This window comes from Acinetobacter sp. 16, from assembly GCF_033439925.1.
Lineage (GTDB): Bacteria > Pseudomonadota > Gammaproteobacteria > Pseudomonadales > Moraxellaceae > Acinetobacter > Acinetobacter junii.
Genome location: NZ_CP137746.1, coordinates 1119117 through 1135453, shown reverse-complemented (window position 1 = coordinate 1135453; position 16337 = coordinate 1119117). Strand labels below are relative to the sequence as shown.

The following is a 16337-nucleotide window of genomic DNA, read 5'->3' as shown; positions in this document are numbered from 1 at the left end:
ATAATTTAAGTTTTTGATTTTTCTGAGGGCAAAATTAAAGCCCTTTTTCAGGGCTTTAACAAGTGATCATAGAAAATATTTAAACCTGATCAATCCATAAACCATCTTGCATATGCAAAATTGAATCTGCCGATTTTGCTAATTGTTCATCATGTGTCACTATAAGCATTGCCATATTGAGTTCTTTTTTTAGATCGGTCAGTAATTCAAAGATACTCAATGCAGTTTTCCGATCCAAATTACCTGTTGGCTCATCGGCTAAAACTACCGCAGGCTTAGTGACCAATGCTCTCGCTAAAGCAACACGTTGGCGTTCACCACCGGATAACTCACCAGGTTTATGTTCCATTCGATGAGACAATCCAACACGATCAAGAAGATATTCAGCTTGTTTTTTCACATCTTTATAATTGCTTTCACCACGCAACATTAAAGGCATAGCGACATTTTCTAAAGCAGAAAATTCAGGCAATAGATGATGGAACTGATAAACGAAACCTAGATACTGATTTCGCTTATAACCACGCTCAGCCTCACCTAAATTGTCAAAGCGTTTCCCTTGTAAAAAAACTTGCCCTTGTGTAGGTTGATCTAACCCACCCAAGACATGCAACAAAGTACTTTTACCTGAACCACTTGAACCAACAATAGAAACAAACTCACCTGCATTGACCTGCAATGACAAGCCTTTAATCACTTCAACTTTGGTTTTACCATCATCAAAATGTTTAAAAACATCTTTAGCTTCTAAGACAATTTTACTCATAACGCAATGCCTCAGCAGGTTGGACTTTGGCAGCACGTAATGCAGGATAGATCGTTGCCAAGAAACTTAATAATAAAGATACAGTCACAATCACGACAACATCTTGCCATCTCAAATAAGAAGGTAAGTAATGTACGAAATAGGCATCAAATAAGTTCAATCCAAGTGCTGTATTGAACCATGAAATAATGTCACTGATCGTAAGTGCAAGTGTTACACCTAGAATCGTACCTGCAATCGTACCAATCACACCAATAACAGTCCCCTGCACCATGAAAATTTTAGTGATCATAGACGGTGATGCGCCTAATGTACGCAAAATTGCAATATCAGATTTTTTATCCGTTACAACCATGACCAAAGAAGAAACAATATTAAATGCAGCTACAACGATAATCAGTACTAAAAGCAAACCAACTAAAGTTTTTTCCATTTGAATGGCATTAAATAAGTTTCCATGCGTATACGTCCAATTCGATGCATAGAAATTACTTGGTAACTGACTGACAATTTCATCTGCAACCTTAGGAGCAGCAAAAATATCATCTAGTTTTAAGCGAACACCTTGAGCACCGTCAGGTAAACGCAATAATGTCGAGGCATCATTCAAGGCGATATAACCCACCATTGAGTCTACTTCTGCGCCAACACTAAAAATACCAACGATTTTAAAGCGTTTAAAACGTGGTACTACACCTGCTGGTGATGGCGTTGCTTCTGGTAGAACGAGAGTGACACTATCATTTAAGCCTAAACCTAATGCATCGGTCATATCCTTACCGAGGACGATACCAAACTCACCCTTTTTTAATGCACTTAGGTTGCCTGCAACCATATGATTCTGAATGATTGAAACCTTTTTTTCATACTCAGGCTCAATACCTGTCACCATAATACCTGCAACTTGCCCTTGAGCAGTCAACATCCCCTGTAATTGGGTAAATGGAGCCACACCTGTTACATGCGGATGATCCTCAACTTTTTTTACAAGCTCAGGCCAATCTGTTAGAATTTGAGTAGAAGAAACAGTAGCTTGGGGAACCATTCCAAGGACACGGTTTTTAAGCTCACGGTCAAAGCCATTCATTACAGAAAGTACTGTAATCAACACTGCGACACCAAGCGTTAAACCAATCATGGAAACCAAGGCAATAAAAGAAATAAAGTGATTACTCCGCCGAGCACGAGTATATCTCAACCCTATATACAGCGAGATTGGCTTAAACATACCATCTAGTCCGAGGTGATTTATTATGGAAAATTCACAACATCATCTTGTTGACGACAACACTGAACGTCGAGTGATGTCTCGTATTGATGCCGTGTTGAGAATCAACTATCAAATCATTCCTGATGACGTTGCACTGAATGATCCCTATGATTCTCACTTTGTTTTGCCACGCTATTTTCTACTACTTGCAGAATTAGATCAATTTGATCATGCGTTTCGCTACGAATTAGAACAATTAAATGAAAAAGATCAACAAATTGCTCGTATCTTATCCCTATTTAATCAAAAACTAAATTTGATTACAGGATCTTTCTACGACAATATCGTGCAATCCCTACTCCCCGTTCCGGAACAAGTAAATTTTTCTGAAAATGGACTCAGTTTTTTTAGCGCTCAAGATATTAACGAAGGTACATACATTCACATCACGCTTAGTCACCCAGAGAACTTCTTTCACATCGCAGCTACAGCGCAAGTTGCATATAGCAATCCAGATGAACAAGGAAAATTCCGTATCGGTGCATACTTTATTACTTTGAATCCTCAAGATAGAGCTAAATTGGCTGAAACTATTCAACAGTCTGAAAACCCTTAAAAGCCCATCTTTACATTCGACGGTAAGCTCTCAAATCTTTGAGAAAATAAAGTAGTAAACCAAACAACACCACGCTTGCACCCACAAAAACCTGTACAGATAGCTGCTCATCATTCAGAAAGGCACCGATCAATATTGCTAATAAGGGCGTCATCACAGTCGTTAAAGACAAAGTGGTCGGTTTGAGATTTTGTACTAGTTTAAAGTAGCAGAACATCGCAATCAGTGATGCCATGATCACCGTGTAGAATAAAGCCAGTAAAGATTTTGCAGAAGGCATCTGTGTTGGAACATATTGCCAAATCCAAGGCACAACAAGAATCGCAATCAAAGTCGAAACCAAAATTGATCCCGTCGCTTGTGCCATAGCTTGAATATTCGCATTTATCTTTTTGACTAAGAAAATCGAGAGTGAATATGCAAATACACTCACAATCATGAGTCCAATACCCAATGGCTGGACATGGTTCTGATTATCACTCAAACAAATCAAACCTAAGCCAATAATTGAAACAGCCATACCCAACCATTGCAACAATGCTAGTTTCTGCTGAAATCCGAAACGACCAATCAAACCAGCCATGATAGGTGCTAACCCAAACATCAATGCAATTAAACCTGAACTCAAGTAAGCCGTAGCCGCATACGTAAAAATCTGAGATCCGATTAAGCTCAATGAGCCTGCGATGTAACTCAGTATTGAAACTTTATCTACAGGAAATCTTACTTTTAAAATCAACAGGACGACGATGGCTAGTGGCAAAGCAATAAAGAAACGCAGTACTAAAGCCCACATGGGATGTAAATCAGATACACTCCAAACAATCGCCAATGGGGTCGTCGCCCATATGAAAACGAGTAATCCATAAGTTAGAATCAGATTTTTACGTGAGGGCATATCATACTCAAGAAGCGGTTTTACGTTTTTGCTTTAAAATGGTTTGGTCTAAAGAACTTGAAAACTCACGCTTATCTCTTTCAGAAATTGGAGGAGGTCCTCCTGTTTGAACACCAGCACCACGCAAGGTATCCATAAAATCTCGAAGATGTAATCGGGCTTTTACATTTGCAGTAGTATAGATTTCGCCACGAGGATGGATTGCAATTCCACCTTTCTCAATAACCTGTGCAGCCAAAGGAATATCTTGCGTGATTACAATGTCGTTTGGCTGCATACGTTCCACAATTTCCTGATCAGCACGATCTGCCCCACTCATAACCTGAATAGATTTGATTCGTACCGAAGGTGTAATACCGACATTTTGATTGGCAACGAAAGTTACTTCCAACTGATAACGATCTGAAGCACGAAGAATCACTTCTCTTAAAATCTTAGGCAAAGCATCTGCATCTACCCATAATTTGAATGGCAGCACGTAAGCGAAAGCTCATATAAATAAAATGCTAGTGTAGCAGATTGCTAGAAAAGTAGAGGGAAATTGAGCAAAGCAATCATTAAGACTCAATTGATTCGCTGTCTAAGTTTAAAACCCATTTTTTCACATAAATGAATTAATTTTATAGATTTACATATCGAGACTTGAAAAATCGATGTTACCCTCGATTTAATAGTATAAGTTCAATCTTTCCAGCATTACGATTTATGAAAATTCAAAACAGTCCAGAAATCATTACAATTCAAGATGAAAATTTCGGTAATCACGCTGAGCATTGGAACTTATTAACAGATAATCCTGCATCTGACGTACCTAAATGGTTAGGTCTGGCGTTAGATACTCCTGTTATGCCTATGGGATTGTGCACAGAAGAACATGAAATGGATCAATCATTTTGGTTGATTCAAGGTCCAAGTGATCAATCGATTGCAATTAATCAAATTATCGCTGTTGAAGATCAAAAACCACGTGCTTTAAAAACTGCATTTCCAAGTTTCCAAAGCCCGTATAAATACAATGCACAGATTGAACGAATTATTACCTGTAAATCTGCAACTCAAGCGGTATTAAGACTGAATTTAAATAAAAGTACGACTATTTATGCATTTGATAATTTATTTAGTGTTAATCGCTGTAAATATGACAAAGATGAAACTTATCAAGTCCAATTTAATGCTTGGGCATATGAATTAGAAGCGGTGTCAGAAGATGAAAAAATCATTGTGGATGACCCTGCTTCAATTAAACACCATCGTGCATTAAATGCTATTCTGGCTGAGCATAATGGAATTGCACCTGAAAACTTACAAGAATTGATTAATGCTTGGGAACCAAAAACGCCTGAAGATCAAGAACCTGTAACTGTCGACTTTTCTAAAATGGTCGCTTATTTATTTGGTGAAACATTAGGGCAAGAAGATGAGGCTTGGTTCCAAGGTAATATCGTTGGTAAAACTTCAATGCAATTTATGCAAGACGAATATACCCTTTACGATGTCACTTTAGTTTTAGAGGATACATTACCTGCAATATTAATCCGTATTGCAACCAAAAATGATTTGTATAAAAACTTTAACATTGGTCAATATATTCGCGGCAACCTATGGATTCAGGCGAATATTTATGCTAAAACTGCTATAAAGTGAAATAAAATCACATAAATAGCAATTTTTAGGCGTTCTAATGAAAATTATACCAGAACAAACGACCACCAGTCTTATTCATTCAAGTGACCAAGGCCTTAAACTTGATGTTGGTGCTTTTTGCTTTTTTCTACTTGGTATGTTTTTAGCAGCACTTATTTTTCATCAAATTGGCATTTTCTAAAAATTTCATTCTTGTAAAAAAGCCCTCATTTTAGAGGGCTTTTTTTATTTGTCAGCGATTAACCATGGCGTTTTGCAAAATCATCCATAAAGTTAACTAATGCCTGTACACCTTCAAGTGGCACAGCATTGTAAATACTTGCACGCATACCGCCTACTGAACGATGTCCTGCAAGGTTAAGCAAATGTTGCTGCTCCGCTTCTTTTAAGAATGTCTTTTCCAAAGCTTCATCAGCAAGCGTAAATGGAACATTCATCATTGAACGATTTGGAAGTGCAATCGGGTTGTTATAGAAATCACTCGAATCAATATAACCATAAAGCAGTTTTGCTTTCTCTTGGTTGACTTTGTAGATCGCATCCACGCCACCTTGTTCAAGTAACCATTCAAAAACTAAACCAGATAAATACCAAGCATAAGTGGCTGGAGTGTTAACCATTGAGCCATTTTTAGCTTGATCGTTATATTTCAAAATGCTTGGAATTTCAGGTTTTACTTGATCCAACAAATCATCACGAATAATGACTATCGTTAATCCTGCAGGGCCAATATTCTTCTGAGCACCCGCATAAATTAAACCAAATTTACTTACATCTAGCGGAGCAGACAAAATACTTGATGAGAAGTCACATACCAATGGCTTTTCAACATTTGGAACACCTGCAAACTGTAAACCACCAATCGTTTCATTATCTGCATAATGTACATATGCAGCATCAGCAGATAAGTTCCAAGTTGCTTGGTCTGTAATTGCATGCTTACCATCAATCAAAGTACCCGCTTCGATCACATTAATGTCACCGTAACGTTTTGCTTCTTTCAACGCTTTTTCAGACCAAATCCCTGTATGGATATAATCAGCTTTATTATTTTTACCCAACAAATTTAATGGAATCGCTGAGAATTGAAGGGATGCCCCACCTTGAAGAAAAAGTACTTTATAATTTTCAGGAATGTTCATGAGCTTACGTAAGTCAGCTTCTGCCTTTTCTGCAACAGCAACATAGTCGTTACTACGATGACTCATTTCCATGATCGACAAGCCTTTCCCCTGCCAATCCAACATTTCCTGTTGAGCTTTTTCTAAAACGGCAGTAGGTAGTGCAGCAGGACCAGCGCAGAAATTATAAGCACGCATGAGTTTTCCCTTGTGAAAGTGAAACAAATTGAGATGGGAATTTAATCATAGATTGGCGAAGCTTGCAGCAGCTTATCGCTTAAATATTTAATTTTATCTGCAAAATTTTTCGTTCATTCAACTATTTCTTTTTTTAAATACATTCAATTTCAGTGATTCATTATTATGTTTTATTCAAGTGAATATGATTATTTCATTGAATCCAGACTAGATTAAAAACTCTAATTTTTACAATTTAACTACACCAATTCAGGTTGTATAACTATTTAATTAAAAACATAATATTTTAATATTACAAAAAGAACTTAGACTAACGCGAGTATTATTAAATTGCGACAAGCTCAAATGTTGAAACAAAATAATCGACCAAATTTAAGGGTCAAACGGTTTCAAAAAAAACTAAGTATGTGTATCCATATAATCACATGCAGCTTTTTTACAAGTTCAATATTTGCTCAAACTATTAGCTATAGTGAAGCTGAGCAATATATCGTTGAGAATGCATATAGCACACAAGCACAAAGAGCCTTAAAACAATCAGCTCAACTAGAAATGGATGCCATAAAAAATCTTGGGCTCCCCCGTATTGATCTCAATGCAACTGCCTATTCATTTCATAGTGAAACTAGCGTCCCATTAGAGTCAGGCAAACGTCGTTTGGAAAACTCACTTACACGTGGATTTGATGATAAGCTTTCTCAATGGGAAAACGTATTATCACCAGAAGTCATTGATCAAATAAGCCAAGGTTTTGATCAAGTTGTTAGTGATGGTCTAAATAAAGTACCCAATAATGTTGATGTAACCGTCAAAGATCAGGATGTAAGAACTTCAGTTTCTATGGTTATGCCATTATATACAGGGGGGAAAATCTCAAGTGCCAAGCAAATAGCGACTTTGCAGGCTCAACGCTCAACAATTAGCGAGAAACAACAGCAAGATGCTCAGCGTTTTGAAATGATCCAAGCTTATTTTAATGCCCAACTACAACAGCAGTTAGCCAATACCACCCTATTTAATTTTAATGCGATGCAACAGCATTATAACAATGCCCTAAAACTTGAAAAACAAGGGTTTATTAATAAAGGACAACGTATGCAGTTTGAGGTTGCCTTAAATAATGCTGATCGGGCTTATCAAAACGCACAATCTAACCTACAAGCAAGCTTGTTTAGTTTAAAAAATTTACTCAAAACCAGTGATCGTCTTAGCTTAAGTACACCATTATTTGTAAATACCACTCAAAAAAATGATTTAGAAACTTTTCTTAGCAATTATGATCAAAACTCAAGTTTAGTAAAAAAATTACAGATGGATACCCAATTGGCAAATGAAAATATCCGTATCCAGCAAGCAGCCAAAAAACCAAGTGTATTTGCGTTTGGTGAATACGGGTTAGATGATAAAGAAAATTGGATTATCGGCGTGATGGCGAAATACAATTTATTCTCTGGTATTGATAAAAATAAAAATATTCATGCTGCTGAATTGAAACGGTATGCAGCAGAAATGATGACTGAACGTACAAAACAAGAAATCGAAAATATTTTATATAAATCATATAGTGAGTTGAATGCAGCTCAAACAAGTCATCAACTCTTAATCAAAAATACTCGTGCAGCCGAAGAAAACTTACGTATTCAACAATTATCTTTTAAAGAAGGTATGGGAACAGCAACACAAGTTATCGATGCACAAAATGCGCTGAATGCTTTAAAAGGTGAAATGGCGATAAATGCTTATAAATACATATTATCTTTAGCAACATTATTACAAAGCTACGGTTCAATCGAAGAATTTAAGCTTTATGTGAACCAACCTCGTACGGATTATATTCGTTAATTGGAGTACATCATGAATCAAAATATTTCATCACCCAATGCAGAAGATAATCCAAATAGCAATATCGTCGAAAACTCAACAGACAGTCAAGTTGATCAATCTAAAACTGATTTAGGTACACCATCACCACCTTCAAATAACGCAAAAATAAAAATCCTGATCGTCATTATTATCTTATTACTCTTGAGCTTGATTGCTTTTGGCTTATGGAAAGCTTATCAACCAAAATCAATCGAGTTACAAGGGCGAGTAGAAGCTGAAACTGTTCATATCAGTACCAAAGTTCCTAGTCGTATTGAAGAATTCTATGTCACTGATGGTCAAACAGTAAAAAAAGGACAAGCTCTTGTTCGTTTCGTAAGCCCTGAACTTGATGCAAAAAAAGAACAAGCTCAAGCAGCATTACAAAGCGCACTCGCTTTTCAATCAACAATTTATAGAGGTTCTCAACAAGAAAACATTGATACGCTATACGCTAACTGGCAAGCAATGAAGACCCAAGCTGACCTAGCTGCAACGACTTACAAACGAGGTGAAAACCTTTATCAACAAGGTGTTATTTCTCGTCAACGACGAGATGAAATGCTTGCAGCTCAAACCTCTGCAAAAGAAGCCGCTGAAGCAGCTTACCAACAATATGCACGCGCCAAACGCGGCAGTACAGAACAACAAAAATCAACCGCAGATGCTCAAGTTGCTATTGCTCAAGCCGCGGTGAATGAAGCAAATGCATTAACTGCTGAAACAAAACTTTATGCGCCAATTGATGGCACTGTGTCCAAAACATATGGTAAACCAACTGAATTTGTTGCTACTGGTGTACCTGTAGTCAGCATCCTTGAAGATCAGGAATTATGGGTCAGTCTCAATGTAAGAGAAGATCTCTACAACTCGATCTATAAATCAAAAACCTTAGAAGGCTTCATTCCTGCATTGAATCAAAGTGTGACATTTAAAGTAAAGAAAATCGATGCTGAGGGTGAGTTTGCAACGATAAAAACTACGCGACAAACAGGTGGATACGATATTCGAAGCTTTAAATTCCATCTAAGCCCTACAGAAAAAATTCCCGATCTCAAAGTTGGGATGAGCGTTTTATTTAATATCGAAGAGGCAAAGTAACACATGCTTGCCATAATGCTTCGTGAAATACGCTATTTAAAGCGCTATAAAGCTGATTTATTTATGGCAATCATCGCGCCATTATTGGTCATTATACTTTTTGGCAGCATGTTTTCAGCTGGTAAACCTGATCACTTACCCATCGTTGTGATTGATCAAGATCAAAGCGAGATGAGCCGAAAAGTTATTCATGCTTTGAGCGTGAATCACACTATAAAAATTAAAACGATTACAACCAGTCAAGATGAAGCAGAACAATTAATCAATAAAACAGATGCTTGGGGTTTTGTATTTATTCCTGAAGGTGCTGAGCAGCGCTTAGTTAGTGCACAAGATGCACAAATTAGTATTGCTTATAATCAATCTTTCTTTAGCATTGGGAATACAATCTCATCAGCGATGTTGATCAGCACCTTAAATGGAATTGCTGAATATATGGGAGATGATTATTTGTCAAATACCATCCCCTATATAGAAATGCCTACACCTCACATAAAAATATCCACTTTATATAATCCTAATATGAGTTATGAACTGTTCTTGGAGCCATTTATGGTGCCAGCAGTTTTACATTTATTATTATGCTGTTGTGTTGCTTTTGCAGTTGGACAGGAATTTAAACGTAATACATTCAATCAGTGGGTTACTGGTGGAAATGCAATCCACACTTTACTCGGTAAATTATTAGTTTATGTACTCATTTTTTGCTTTTGGACTTGGTGTTGGATGTTTTGGCTATCGAATATCCGAGGTTATTTCATAGCAGGTTCCATCTGTTTAATCCTTACCGCTCAATTTTTCTTGTACTTCGCCTATGCCGTCATTAGTAGTTCTGTAGTATTGGCGACGCAAGATCTGGCAAAAACCTTTGGCTTTTTAGCTCTGTATGGTGGTTCTTCTCCTAGTTTTTCAGGAATCACCCTCCCCCTAAATAATGCACCTGTATTTACTCAAATTTGGTCAATGCTGATTCCCTATACACCTTATGCAAAGTTACAAACTGAACAATGGGTGATTGGCAGCGATCCAATAATTTCACTTATTCCACTTTCTATCTTAATTGCTTTCTCAGCATTGTTCTTCTTTGTGAGTATTCGCTTACTTCGAAAATTGACTCAGGAGCAATGCGTATGAAAACATTTTTAAATTATTATCTGCAAACCTTTAAAAATATTGCAGCAAATACCTCAATCTTCACTACACTCATTGCTGCTGTCATTTTATATAGTTTTTTTTATCCAACTGCTTATAAAGCACAAACAGCGGAAGATATTCCGATTGTTATCGTAGATGAAGAGCAAAGTGTTTTAAGTTCGAAAATCATTAGCCAAGTTTCAAATAGTCCTCATGTGAAAATCATGACAGTAACTGATAATTTCTTAGAGGCAAAAAAATTAGTTCAAAATCAGCAAGCAGAAGGTATTTTACTTTTACCCGACAATCTGACCAATAGCATCACACGTGGTGAAATGGGAGGCATAGGTCTATATTTAAGTACAGCTTATTTCATTCAAACGAAAGAAGTCGGCATAGGTTTAGCAGGTTCTATTGAAGCAACCTTGCAAGAATTTTTGGAAAAATTCGGTGATGCAACTCCTTTTAAACCAGAACTTTCTATTCATCAAATTCCGCTCTTTAATACATTATCTGGATATGGAAGTTATATTTTTCCCGCTGTTGCGAGTTTAATCATTCATCAGACACTGTTATTAGGTCTCGCTATGTTGATTGCGAGCTATCGTGAATCAGGTTGGACTGCAAAACCAATCGAGTTTTGGGCAACTTTTACAGCAATTCTCACAATAGGTTGTCTTGGTTGTTTATATCTCTTCGGTTTTACATTTTGGTTTTATGACTATCCTCATGGTGGAAATTTCTGGGGAATGCTGCTTACAACGCCAGTTTATGTAAGTTGTATTATCGGTCTAGCGATGCTGGTTGGATCTTTGGTGGATATGCCTGAACGTGTAGGACATTTCATTGTTGTCACCTCAGTTCCTCTTTTCTTATTAACAGGTACTGCTTGGCCACACGCAGCTATGCCTGAATGGATGCAATATTTAGCTTGGACTCTTCCATCTACACATGGTGTTCAAATGTTTGTGCAATTAAATCAGATGGGTGTACCTACAGCAATCGTGATACCTAAACTGATTTATTTAGCAACTCTTGGTGGAATCTTGTTGGCTTGCTCTTATTATCGTTTAGTCATGCTAAAGCCAATAAAAAAGGAAGCTAATTAGCTTCCTTTTTTAACAACTTATCACTTAAGCTTCTGGATTATCATCTTTAGGTTCTACTAAAGCTTCCTCAGAATTCACTGCATCAAGCTCAGTATTTTCTACTGATTGCTCTATAGTCTCTAACTCTTCGTCTTCTTCTACAGCTTCAATAGATACAACACCTACTAATGTCTCTGCGTCACTCAATCGAATCAGACGAACACCTTGCGCGTTACGACCTGTGGTTGCCACTTCTGCTGCACGTGTACGAACCAAAGTACCACCATCAGAAATCAACATCAGCTCTTTGGTTTCATCAATCGATACAGCACTGATTAACTCACCATTACGCTCACTCGTTTTAATCGCAATAACACCCTTACCACCACGTTTCTTGGTCGGGAAGTCATCAACTGGAGTACGCTTACCATATCCATTTGCACAAGCACATAACACTTCACCCGTTTCTGGAACAACAACAAGTGAAACAATACGGCTTACAACATTTGAATCGGAAGAATCGTCATTATCATCGCTGTCATCGTTTTCAACTTCGGCATCTTCTACATCGATCGTGTTACTTGCAAAACTAACACGCATACCACGTACACCTTTCGCAGTACGTCCCATTGCTCGAACATCTGTCTCAGCAAAACGAATCGCTTTACCTTCATTTGAGAACAACATGATCTGCTGATTACCATCCGTAATCGCAACACCGATCAAGGTATCTTCTTCATTTAACTCAATAGCACGTAAGCCATTAGAGCGAACATTACTAAACTGTTCTAACTCAACACGTTTAACCGTACCTGATGCCGTAGCCATAAACACATAGTGATTTTCAGGGAACTCAGTCAACGGTAAGATCGCAGTAATTGTCTCATTCGCTTCCAATGGTAACAAGTTCACCATCGGGCGTCCTTTAGCACCACGAGAGGCTTGAGGTACCTCAAACACTCTCAAGCGATAAACTTTACCAACATTTGTAAAGCACAATACTGTCGCGTGGTTCGATGCAACAATCAAATGCTGAATAATGTCATCATCTTTCATTGAGGTTGCTGATTTACCACGACCACCACGACGTTGAGCTTGATAATCCGAAAGTGGTTGAGTTTTTGCATAACCTGTTTGAGAAACAGTGAGTACCACTTGTTCTTCAGGGATTAAGTCTTCACGACAGAAATCAACACCAGATTCAACGATTTCTGTACGACGTGCATCACCATACTGTTGCAGGATTAAAGCAAGCTCTTCACGAATTACGTTCATCAATAAATTAAAGTCATTTAAAATCGCCGTTAATTCAGCAATTTGACCTAAAATCTCAGTATATTCAGCGTGTAACTTATCTTGTTCAAGACCAGTCAAACGATGTAAACGTAATTCAAGGATCGCATTCACCTGTGTTGGTGATAAACGATAAATATCTCCTGACAGACCAAATGGACGTGCAGGATCTTCCCCTTCAATTTCATCTGGGCGAATTGAAATAGCGCCAGCTTTTTCTAGAAGTGCGACAACACCACCACCAGCCCATTCACCAGCCTGTAAACGCTCACGTGCTTCACTAGGATTGGCAGAAGTCTTAATGGTTTCAATAATGGCATCAATATTCGCTAATGCAACAGTCAAACCTTCTAAGATATGCCCACGTTCACGTGCTTTGCGAAGCTCATACATGGTGCGGCGTGTCACAACTTCTTGGCGGTGACGGATAAATGCCGCAATAATATCTTTAAGATTCATCAATTTTGGCTGACCATTATCTAGGCAGACCATATTGATGCTGAAAGAGTTTTGCAGTTGGGTGTGTAAGAATAAATTATTTACAATGACTTCCGCGTTTTCGCCACGCTTCAAATCAATTGCAATACGCATCCCTTCCTTATCTGACTCATCTCGAAGTTCAGAAATTCCTTCAAGTTTCTTTTCTTTAACCAGTTCAGCTATACGCTCAATCGTTTTTGCTTTATTGACCTGATATGGAATTTCAGTAAAGACGATAGTCGTACGACCCGTTTTCTGATCTTCTTCGAAATGATACTTACCACGGATATGAAGACGACCTTTACCCGTACGATAAGCATCTACAATACCTGATTTGCCGTAAATAATACCGCCAGTTGGGAAGTCAGGACCAGTAATATGCTCCATCAATCCTTCAATAGAAATATTCGGATTATTGGCGTAGGCTAAACAAGCATTGACGACCTCAGTCATATTATGCGGCGCCATATTGGTCGCCATACCTACTGCAATACCTGTTGTACCATTGATCAAAAGATTAGGAATACGAGTTGGCATCACTTGCGGAATACGCTCAGAACCGTCGTAGTTATCTTCCCAATCAACCGTGTCTTTTTCTAAGTCGGCCAAAATTTCATGGGTAAGCTTTTGCATGCGGACTTCGGTATAACGCATTGCCGCCGCACTATCGCCATCGACAGAACCAAAGTTACCTTGACCATCGACCAACATATAACGCAAGCTAAAATCTTGAGCCATACGAACAATCGTTTCATAGACTGCAATATCACCATGAGGGTGATATTTACCGATTACATCACCCACCACACGAGCAGATTTTTTATACGCTTTGTTATAATCATTGCCCAATTCGTGCATTGCGAATAATACGCGACGATGAACAGGTTTGAGACCGTCTCTCACATCTGGCAATGCACGAGATACGATTACGCTCATTGCATAATCTAAATATGAATGCTTGAGTTCGTCCTCAATGGCAATCGGTCTGATTTCCGATACGCTCATGCATACTCCTTGTTTACAGATAGAAACATCTACCTGTTTTTATGTCTTCAATCTTGCAAAAATTTAGCTCAAAAAGATTGAACTAAAAATAAAAAATACAGCGAAAAATTATAGCATAAACAACCAACTAACAGGGAGTTAAACCCATTGAAAATAGCATTTTTTTACAATAAAAAATTGATTAGAATTAGTAAGTTAAAAAATATTTTTTGATTGTGCACTTTCAACAATCTTTTTTTAACATGGTGGCTAAAATACACGCAAAAACATCATAAAATTTTAATCTTAAAATCATTACTTCACGTCGATTACGAATTAAAATTTATGATCATTTTTATGTAATTAGCGATATAAATCTGCTTGCTCTCTTTGGAAATATATTAAATCCAATGCTAATGAAACGCCTGTGATTTGAAAAATCATGCTATGCAGCTGACCACGGTGATGGGTCTGATGATTAAAGACATGCGCAAGCACTTCAATAAGAGGCTCAGTATGGCGCTGCCCGTGTCGTGTGTAAGAAATAGTACCATGAAAGGCTTCATCATTAAGCTGCTGCACGAATGCAATCATGCTTTGATCTTTAAGGAATCTCGCATTAGTGAGCGAATCTAAGTCTGCATGAACGATCTCATCTAAAGCATACTGAGACTGCACTGCCCCATGTATACGCTCGAACCATAAAATATCAGCGACCAATATATGATTTGCTGTACGAAACAATGACTCGAAATAAGCCCCACAATTTTGATTGATTTCGTCTTCATTTAAGTCTTTTAAAACAGAGAATAATTTTTGATTCGCCCAAGCGTTATAATTTGCCAACATCAAAAAATATTTTTTAAAACTATAACTCATTAATTAGATCCATTTTTATTATTATTTTTAACATAAAAAAGCGCTCCTGAGCAGAGCAGTAAAGCATCGCTTTAACCGCCTGCGCAAGAGCGCTTTAAACTTAATTCAGAGAATTAAAGTTTAGATACCAATTCTGGTACAACAGTGTTCAAATCGCCCACTAACCAGTAGTCAGCAACGCTGTTGATTGGTGCTTCTTCGTCTTTGTTGATAGCAACAATAACTTTAGAATCTTTCATACCCGCTAAGTGCTGGATCGCACCAGAGATACCGATTGCCATGTATAGATCAGGCGCAACGATTTTACCAGTTTGACCAACTTGGAAGTCGTTAGGTACGAAACCAGCATCAACTGCTGCACGTGATGCACCTTGTGCAGCACCAAGCTTGTCAGCTAATGGGTCAAGTACTTTATGGTAGTTCTCACCAGAACCCACACCACGACCACCAGAAACAACGATACGCGCAGCAGTTAATTCTGGGCGATCAAGTTTCACGATTTCTTCACTTACAAACTTAGAAATACCAGCATCTTTCACCTCAGCAACAGCTTCGACTACAGCAGAACCGCCTTCAGCAGCTACAGCATCAAATGCTGTAGCACGAACTGTACCTACGATAATCGCTTCATCTGATTGAACAGTTGCAATCGCGTTACCAGCATAGATAGGACGCTTGAAAGTATTTGCAGATTCAACAGCAATGATGTCTGAAATCATGCTTACGTCAAGAAGTGCAGCAACACGTGGAAGAATGTTCTTACCAGTTGTTGTAGAAGCAGCTAATACGTATTTGTAACCTTTCGCTAAATCCGCAACTAAAGCAGCTACGTTTTCAGCCAATTGGTTTGCATAAGCAGCATTGTCAGCAAGTAATACTTTGCTCACACCAGCAACTTTAGCAGCAGCATCAGCAACTGCTTGAGCGCCAGAACCAGCTACTAATACAGTAATATCACCACCGATTTTTTGAGCTGCCGCAACAACGTTTAAAGTTGCACCGTTAAGTGTCTGGTTGTTGTGATCAGCGATAACTAAAATACTCATGATTGTATCCTTCTGT

At 38.0% G+C, this 16337-nt stretch carries 15 protein-coding genes; 7 read left to right on the top strand and 8 right to left on the bottom strand.

The features are described 5' to 3' along the window. Positions 1–79 precede the first annotated feature (79 nt). Together lolD and R2H34_RS05545 are read right to left on the bottom strand one after the other, a co-directional pair. Complete coding sequence (gene lolD, locus R2H34_RS05550) at positions 80–766, bottom strand: lipoprotein-releasing ABC transporter ATP-binding protein LolD (RefSeq protein ID WP_004959844.1); 687 nt, start codon at positions 764–766, stop codon at positions 80–82. Further along, positions 759–1994, bottom strand: coding sequence for a lipoprotein-releasing ABC transporter permease subunit (locus R2H34_RS05545; RefSeq protein ID WP_042891840.1), 1236 nt, complete (start codon positions 1992–1994; stop codon positions 759–761). The genes lolD and R2H34_RS05545 overlap by 8 nt, the downstream gene beginning before the upstream one ends. A gap of 25 nt (positions 1995–2019) precedes the next feature. Between R2H34_RS05545 and R2H34_RS05540 the strand changes: the two genes are divergently transcribed. Next, on the top strand, positions 2020–2592 hold the full coding sequence (locus R2H34_RS05540; protein WP_004952935.1) for a PilZ domain-containing protein: 573 nt from the start codon (positions 2020–2022) through the stop codon (positions 2590–2592). 10 nt (positions 2593–2602) lie between these two features. Here R2H34_RS05540 and R2H34_RS05535 read toward each other — a convergent pair whose 3' ends face one another. Next, positions 2603–3490 (bottom strand): DMT family transporter, encoded by an 888-nt coding sequence (locus tag R2H34_RS05535; protein ID WP_042891841.1) that lies wholly within the window; start codon positions 3488–3490, stop codon positions 2603–2605. A 7-nt stretch (positions 3491–3497) separates the two neighbouring features. Beyond that, on the bottom strand, positions 3498–3968 hold the full coding sequence (locus tag R2H34_RS05530; protein WP_004913645.1) for a YaiI/YqxD family protein: 471 nt from the start codon (positions 3966–3968) through the stop codon (positions 3498–3500). A gap of 227 nt (positions 3969–4195) precedes the next feature. On the opposite strand from R2H34_RS05530, the gene R2H34_RS05525 reads away from it, so the two are divergent. Both R2H34_RS05525 and R2H34_RS05520 read left to right on the top strand, forming a co-directional pair. Further along, positions 4196–5134, top strand: coding sequence for a hypothetical protein (locus R2H34_RS05525; protein ID WP_042891842.1), 939 nt, complete (start codon positions 4196–4198; stop codon positions 5132–5134). A 37-nt stretch (positions 5135–5171) separates the two neighbouring features. Next, positions 5172–5315 (top strand): hypothetical protein, encoded by a 144-nt coding sequence (locus R2H34_RS05520; protein WP_004913649.1) that lies wholly within the window; start codon positions 5172–5174, stop codon positions 5313–5315. Between the two features lie 58 nt (positions 5316–5373). Here the strand turns inward: R2H34_RS05520 and serC are convergent, their stop codons facing one another. Continuing rightward, a complete protein-coding gene (gene serC, locus R2H34_RS05515; protein WP_004959857.1) occupies positions 5374–6453 on the bottom strand; it encodes a 3-phosphoserine/phosphohydroxythreonine transaminase in 1080 nt (359 codons plus the stop codon). A gap of 345 nt (positions 6454–6798) precedes the next feature. Here serC and R2H34_RS05510 point away from each other — a divergent pair, with 345 nt between their 5' ends. The 4 genes from R2H34_RS05510 to R2H34_RS05495 are packed head-to-tail and all read left to right on the top strand — an operon-like array spanning position 6799 to position 11660. Next, entirely contained in the window at positions 6799–8295 is a 1497-nt protein-coding gene (locus tag R2H34_RS05510) for a TolC family protein (protein ID WP_026057426.1), read from the top strand. Positions 8296–8307: 12 nt separating this feature from the next. Further along, entirely contained in the window at positions 8308–9417 is a 1110-nt protein-coding gene (locus tag R2H34_RS05505) for an HlyD family secretion protein (RefSeq protein WP_042891843.1), read from the top strand. Positions 9418–9420: 3 nt separating this feature from the next. Then, positions 9421–10551, top strand: coding sequence for an ABC transporter permease (locus tag R2H34_RS05500; RefSeq protein ID WP_042891844.1), 1131 nt, complete (start codon positions 9421–9423; stop codon positions 10549–10551). Next, positions 10548–11660 carry an ABC transporter permease gene (locus R2H34_RS05495; RefSeq protein WP_042891845.1) on the top strand — a complete coding sequence of 371 codons (1113 nt, stop codon included), beginning with the start codon at positions 10548–10550 and terminating at the stop codon, positions 11658–11660. The genes R2H34_RS05500 and R2H34_RS05495 overlap by 4 nt, the downstream gene beginning before the upstream one ends. Positions 11661–11684: 24 nt before the next feature. Here R2H34_RS05495 and gyrA read toward each other — a convergent pair whose 3' ends face one another. The 3 genes from gyrA to R2H34_RS05480 all read right to left on the bottom strand — a co-directional run bounded on the left by gyrA (position 11685) and on the right by R2H34_RS05480 (position 16321). Then, entirely contained in the window at positions 11685–14417 is a 2733-nt protein-coding gene (gene gyrA / locus R2H34_RS05490; protein WP_318342480.1) for a DNA gyrase subunit A, read from the bottom strand. Between the two features lie 342 nt (positions 14418–14759). Then, positions 14760–15275 carry a DinB family protein gene (locus R2H34_RS05485; protein WP_004959871.1) on the bottom strand — a complete coding sequence of 172 codons (516 nt, stop codon included), beginning with the start codon at positions 15273–15275 and terminating at the stop codon, positions 14760–14762. Between the two features lie 113 nt (positions 15276–15388). Further along, positions 15389–16321 carry an electron transfer flavoprotein subunit alpha/FixB family protein gene (locus R2H34_RS05480; RefSeq protein ID WP_004913666.1) on the bottom strand — a complete coding sequence of 311 codons (933 nt, stop codon included), beginning with the start codon at positions 16319–16321 and terminating at the stop codon, positions 15389–15391. Between the last annotated feature and the right edge of the window lie 16 nt (positions 16322–16337).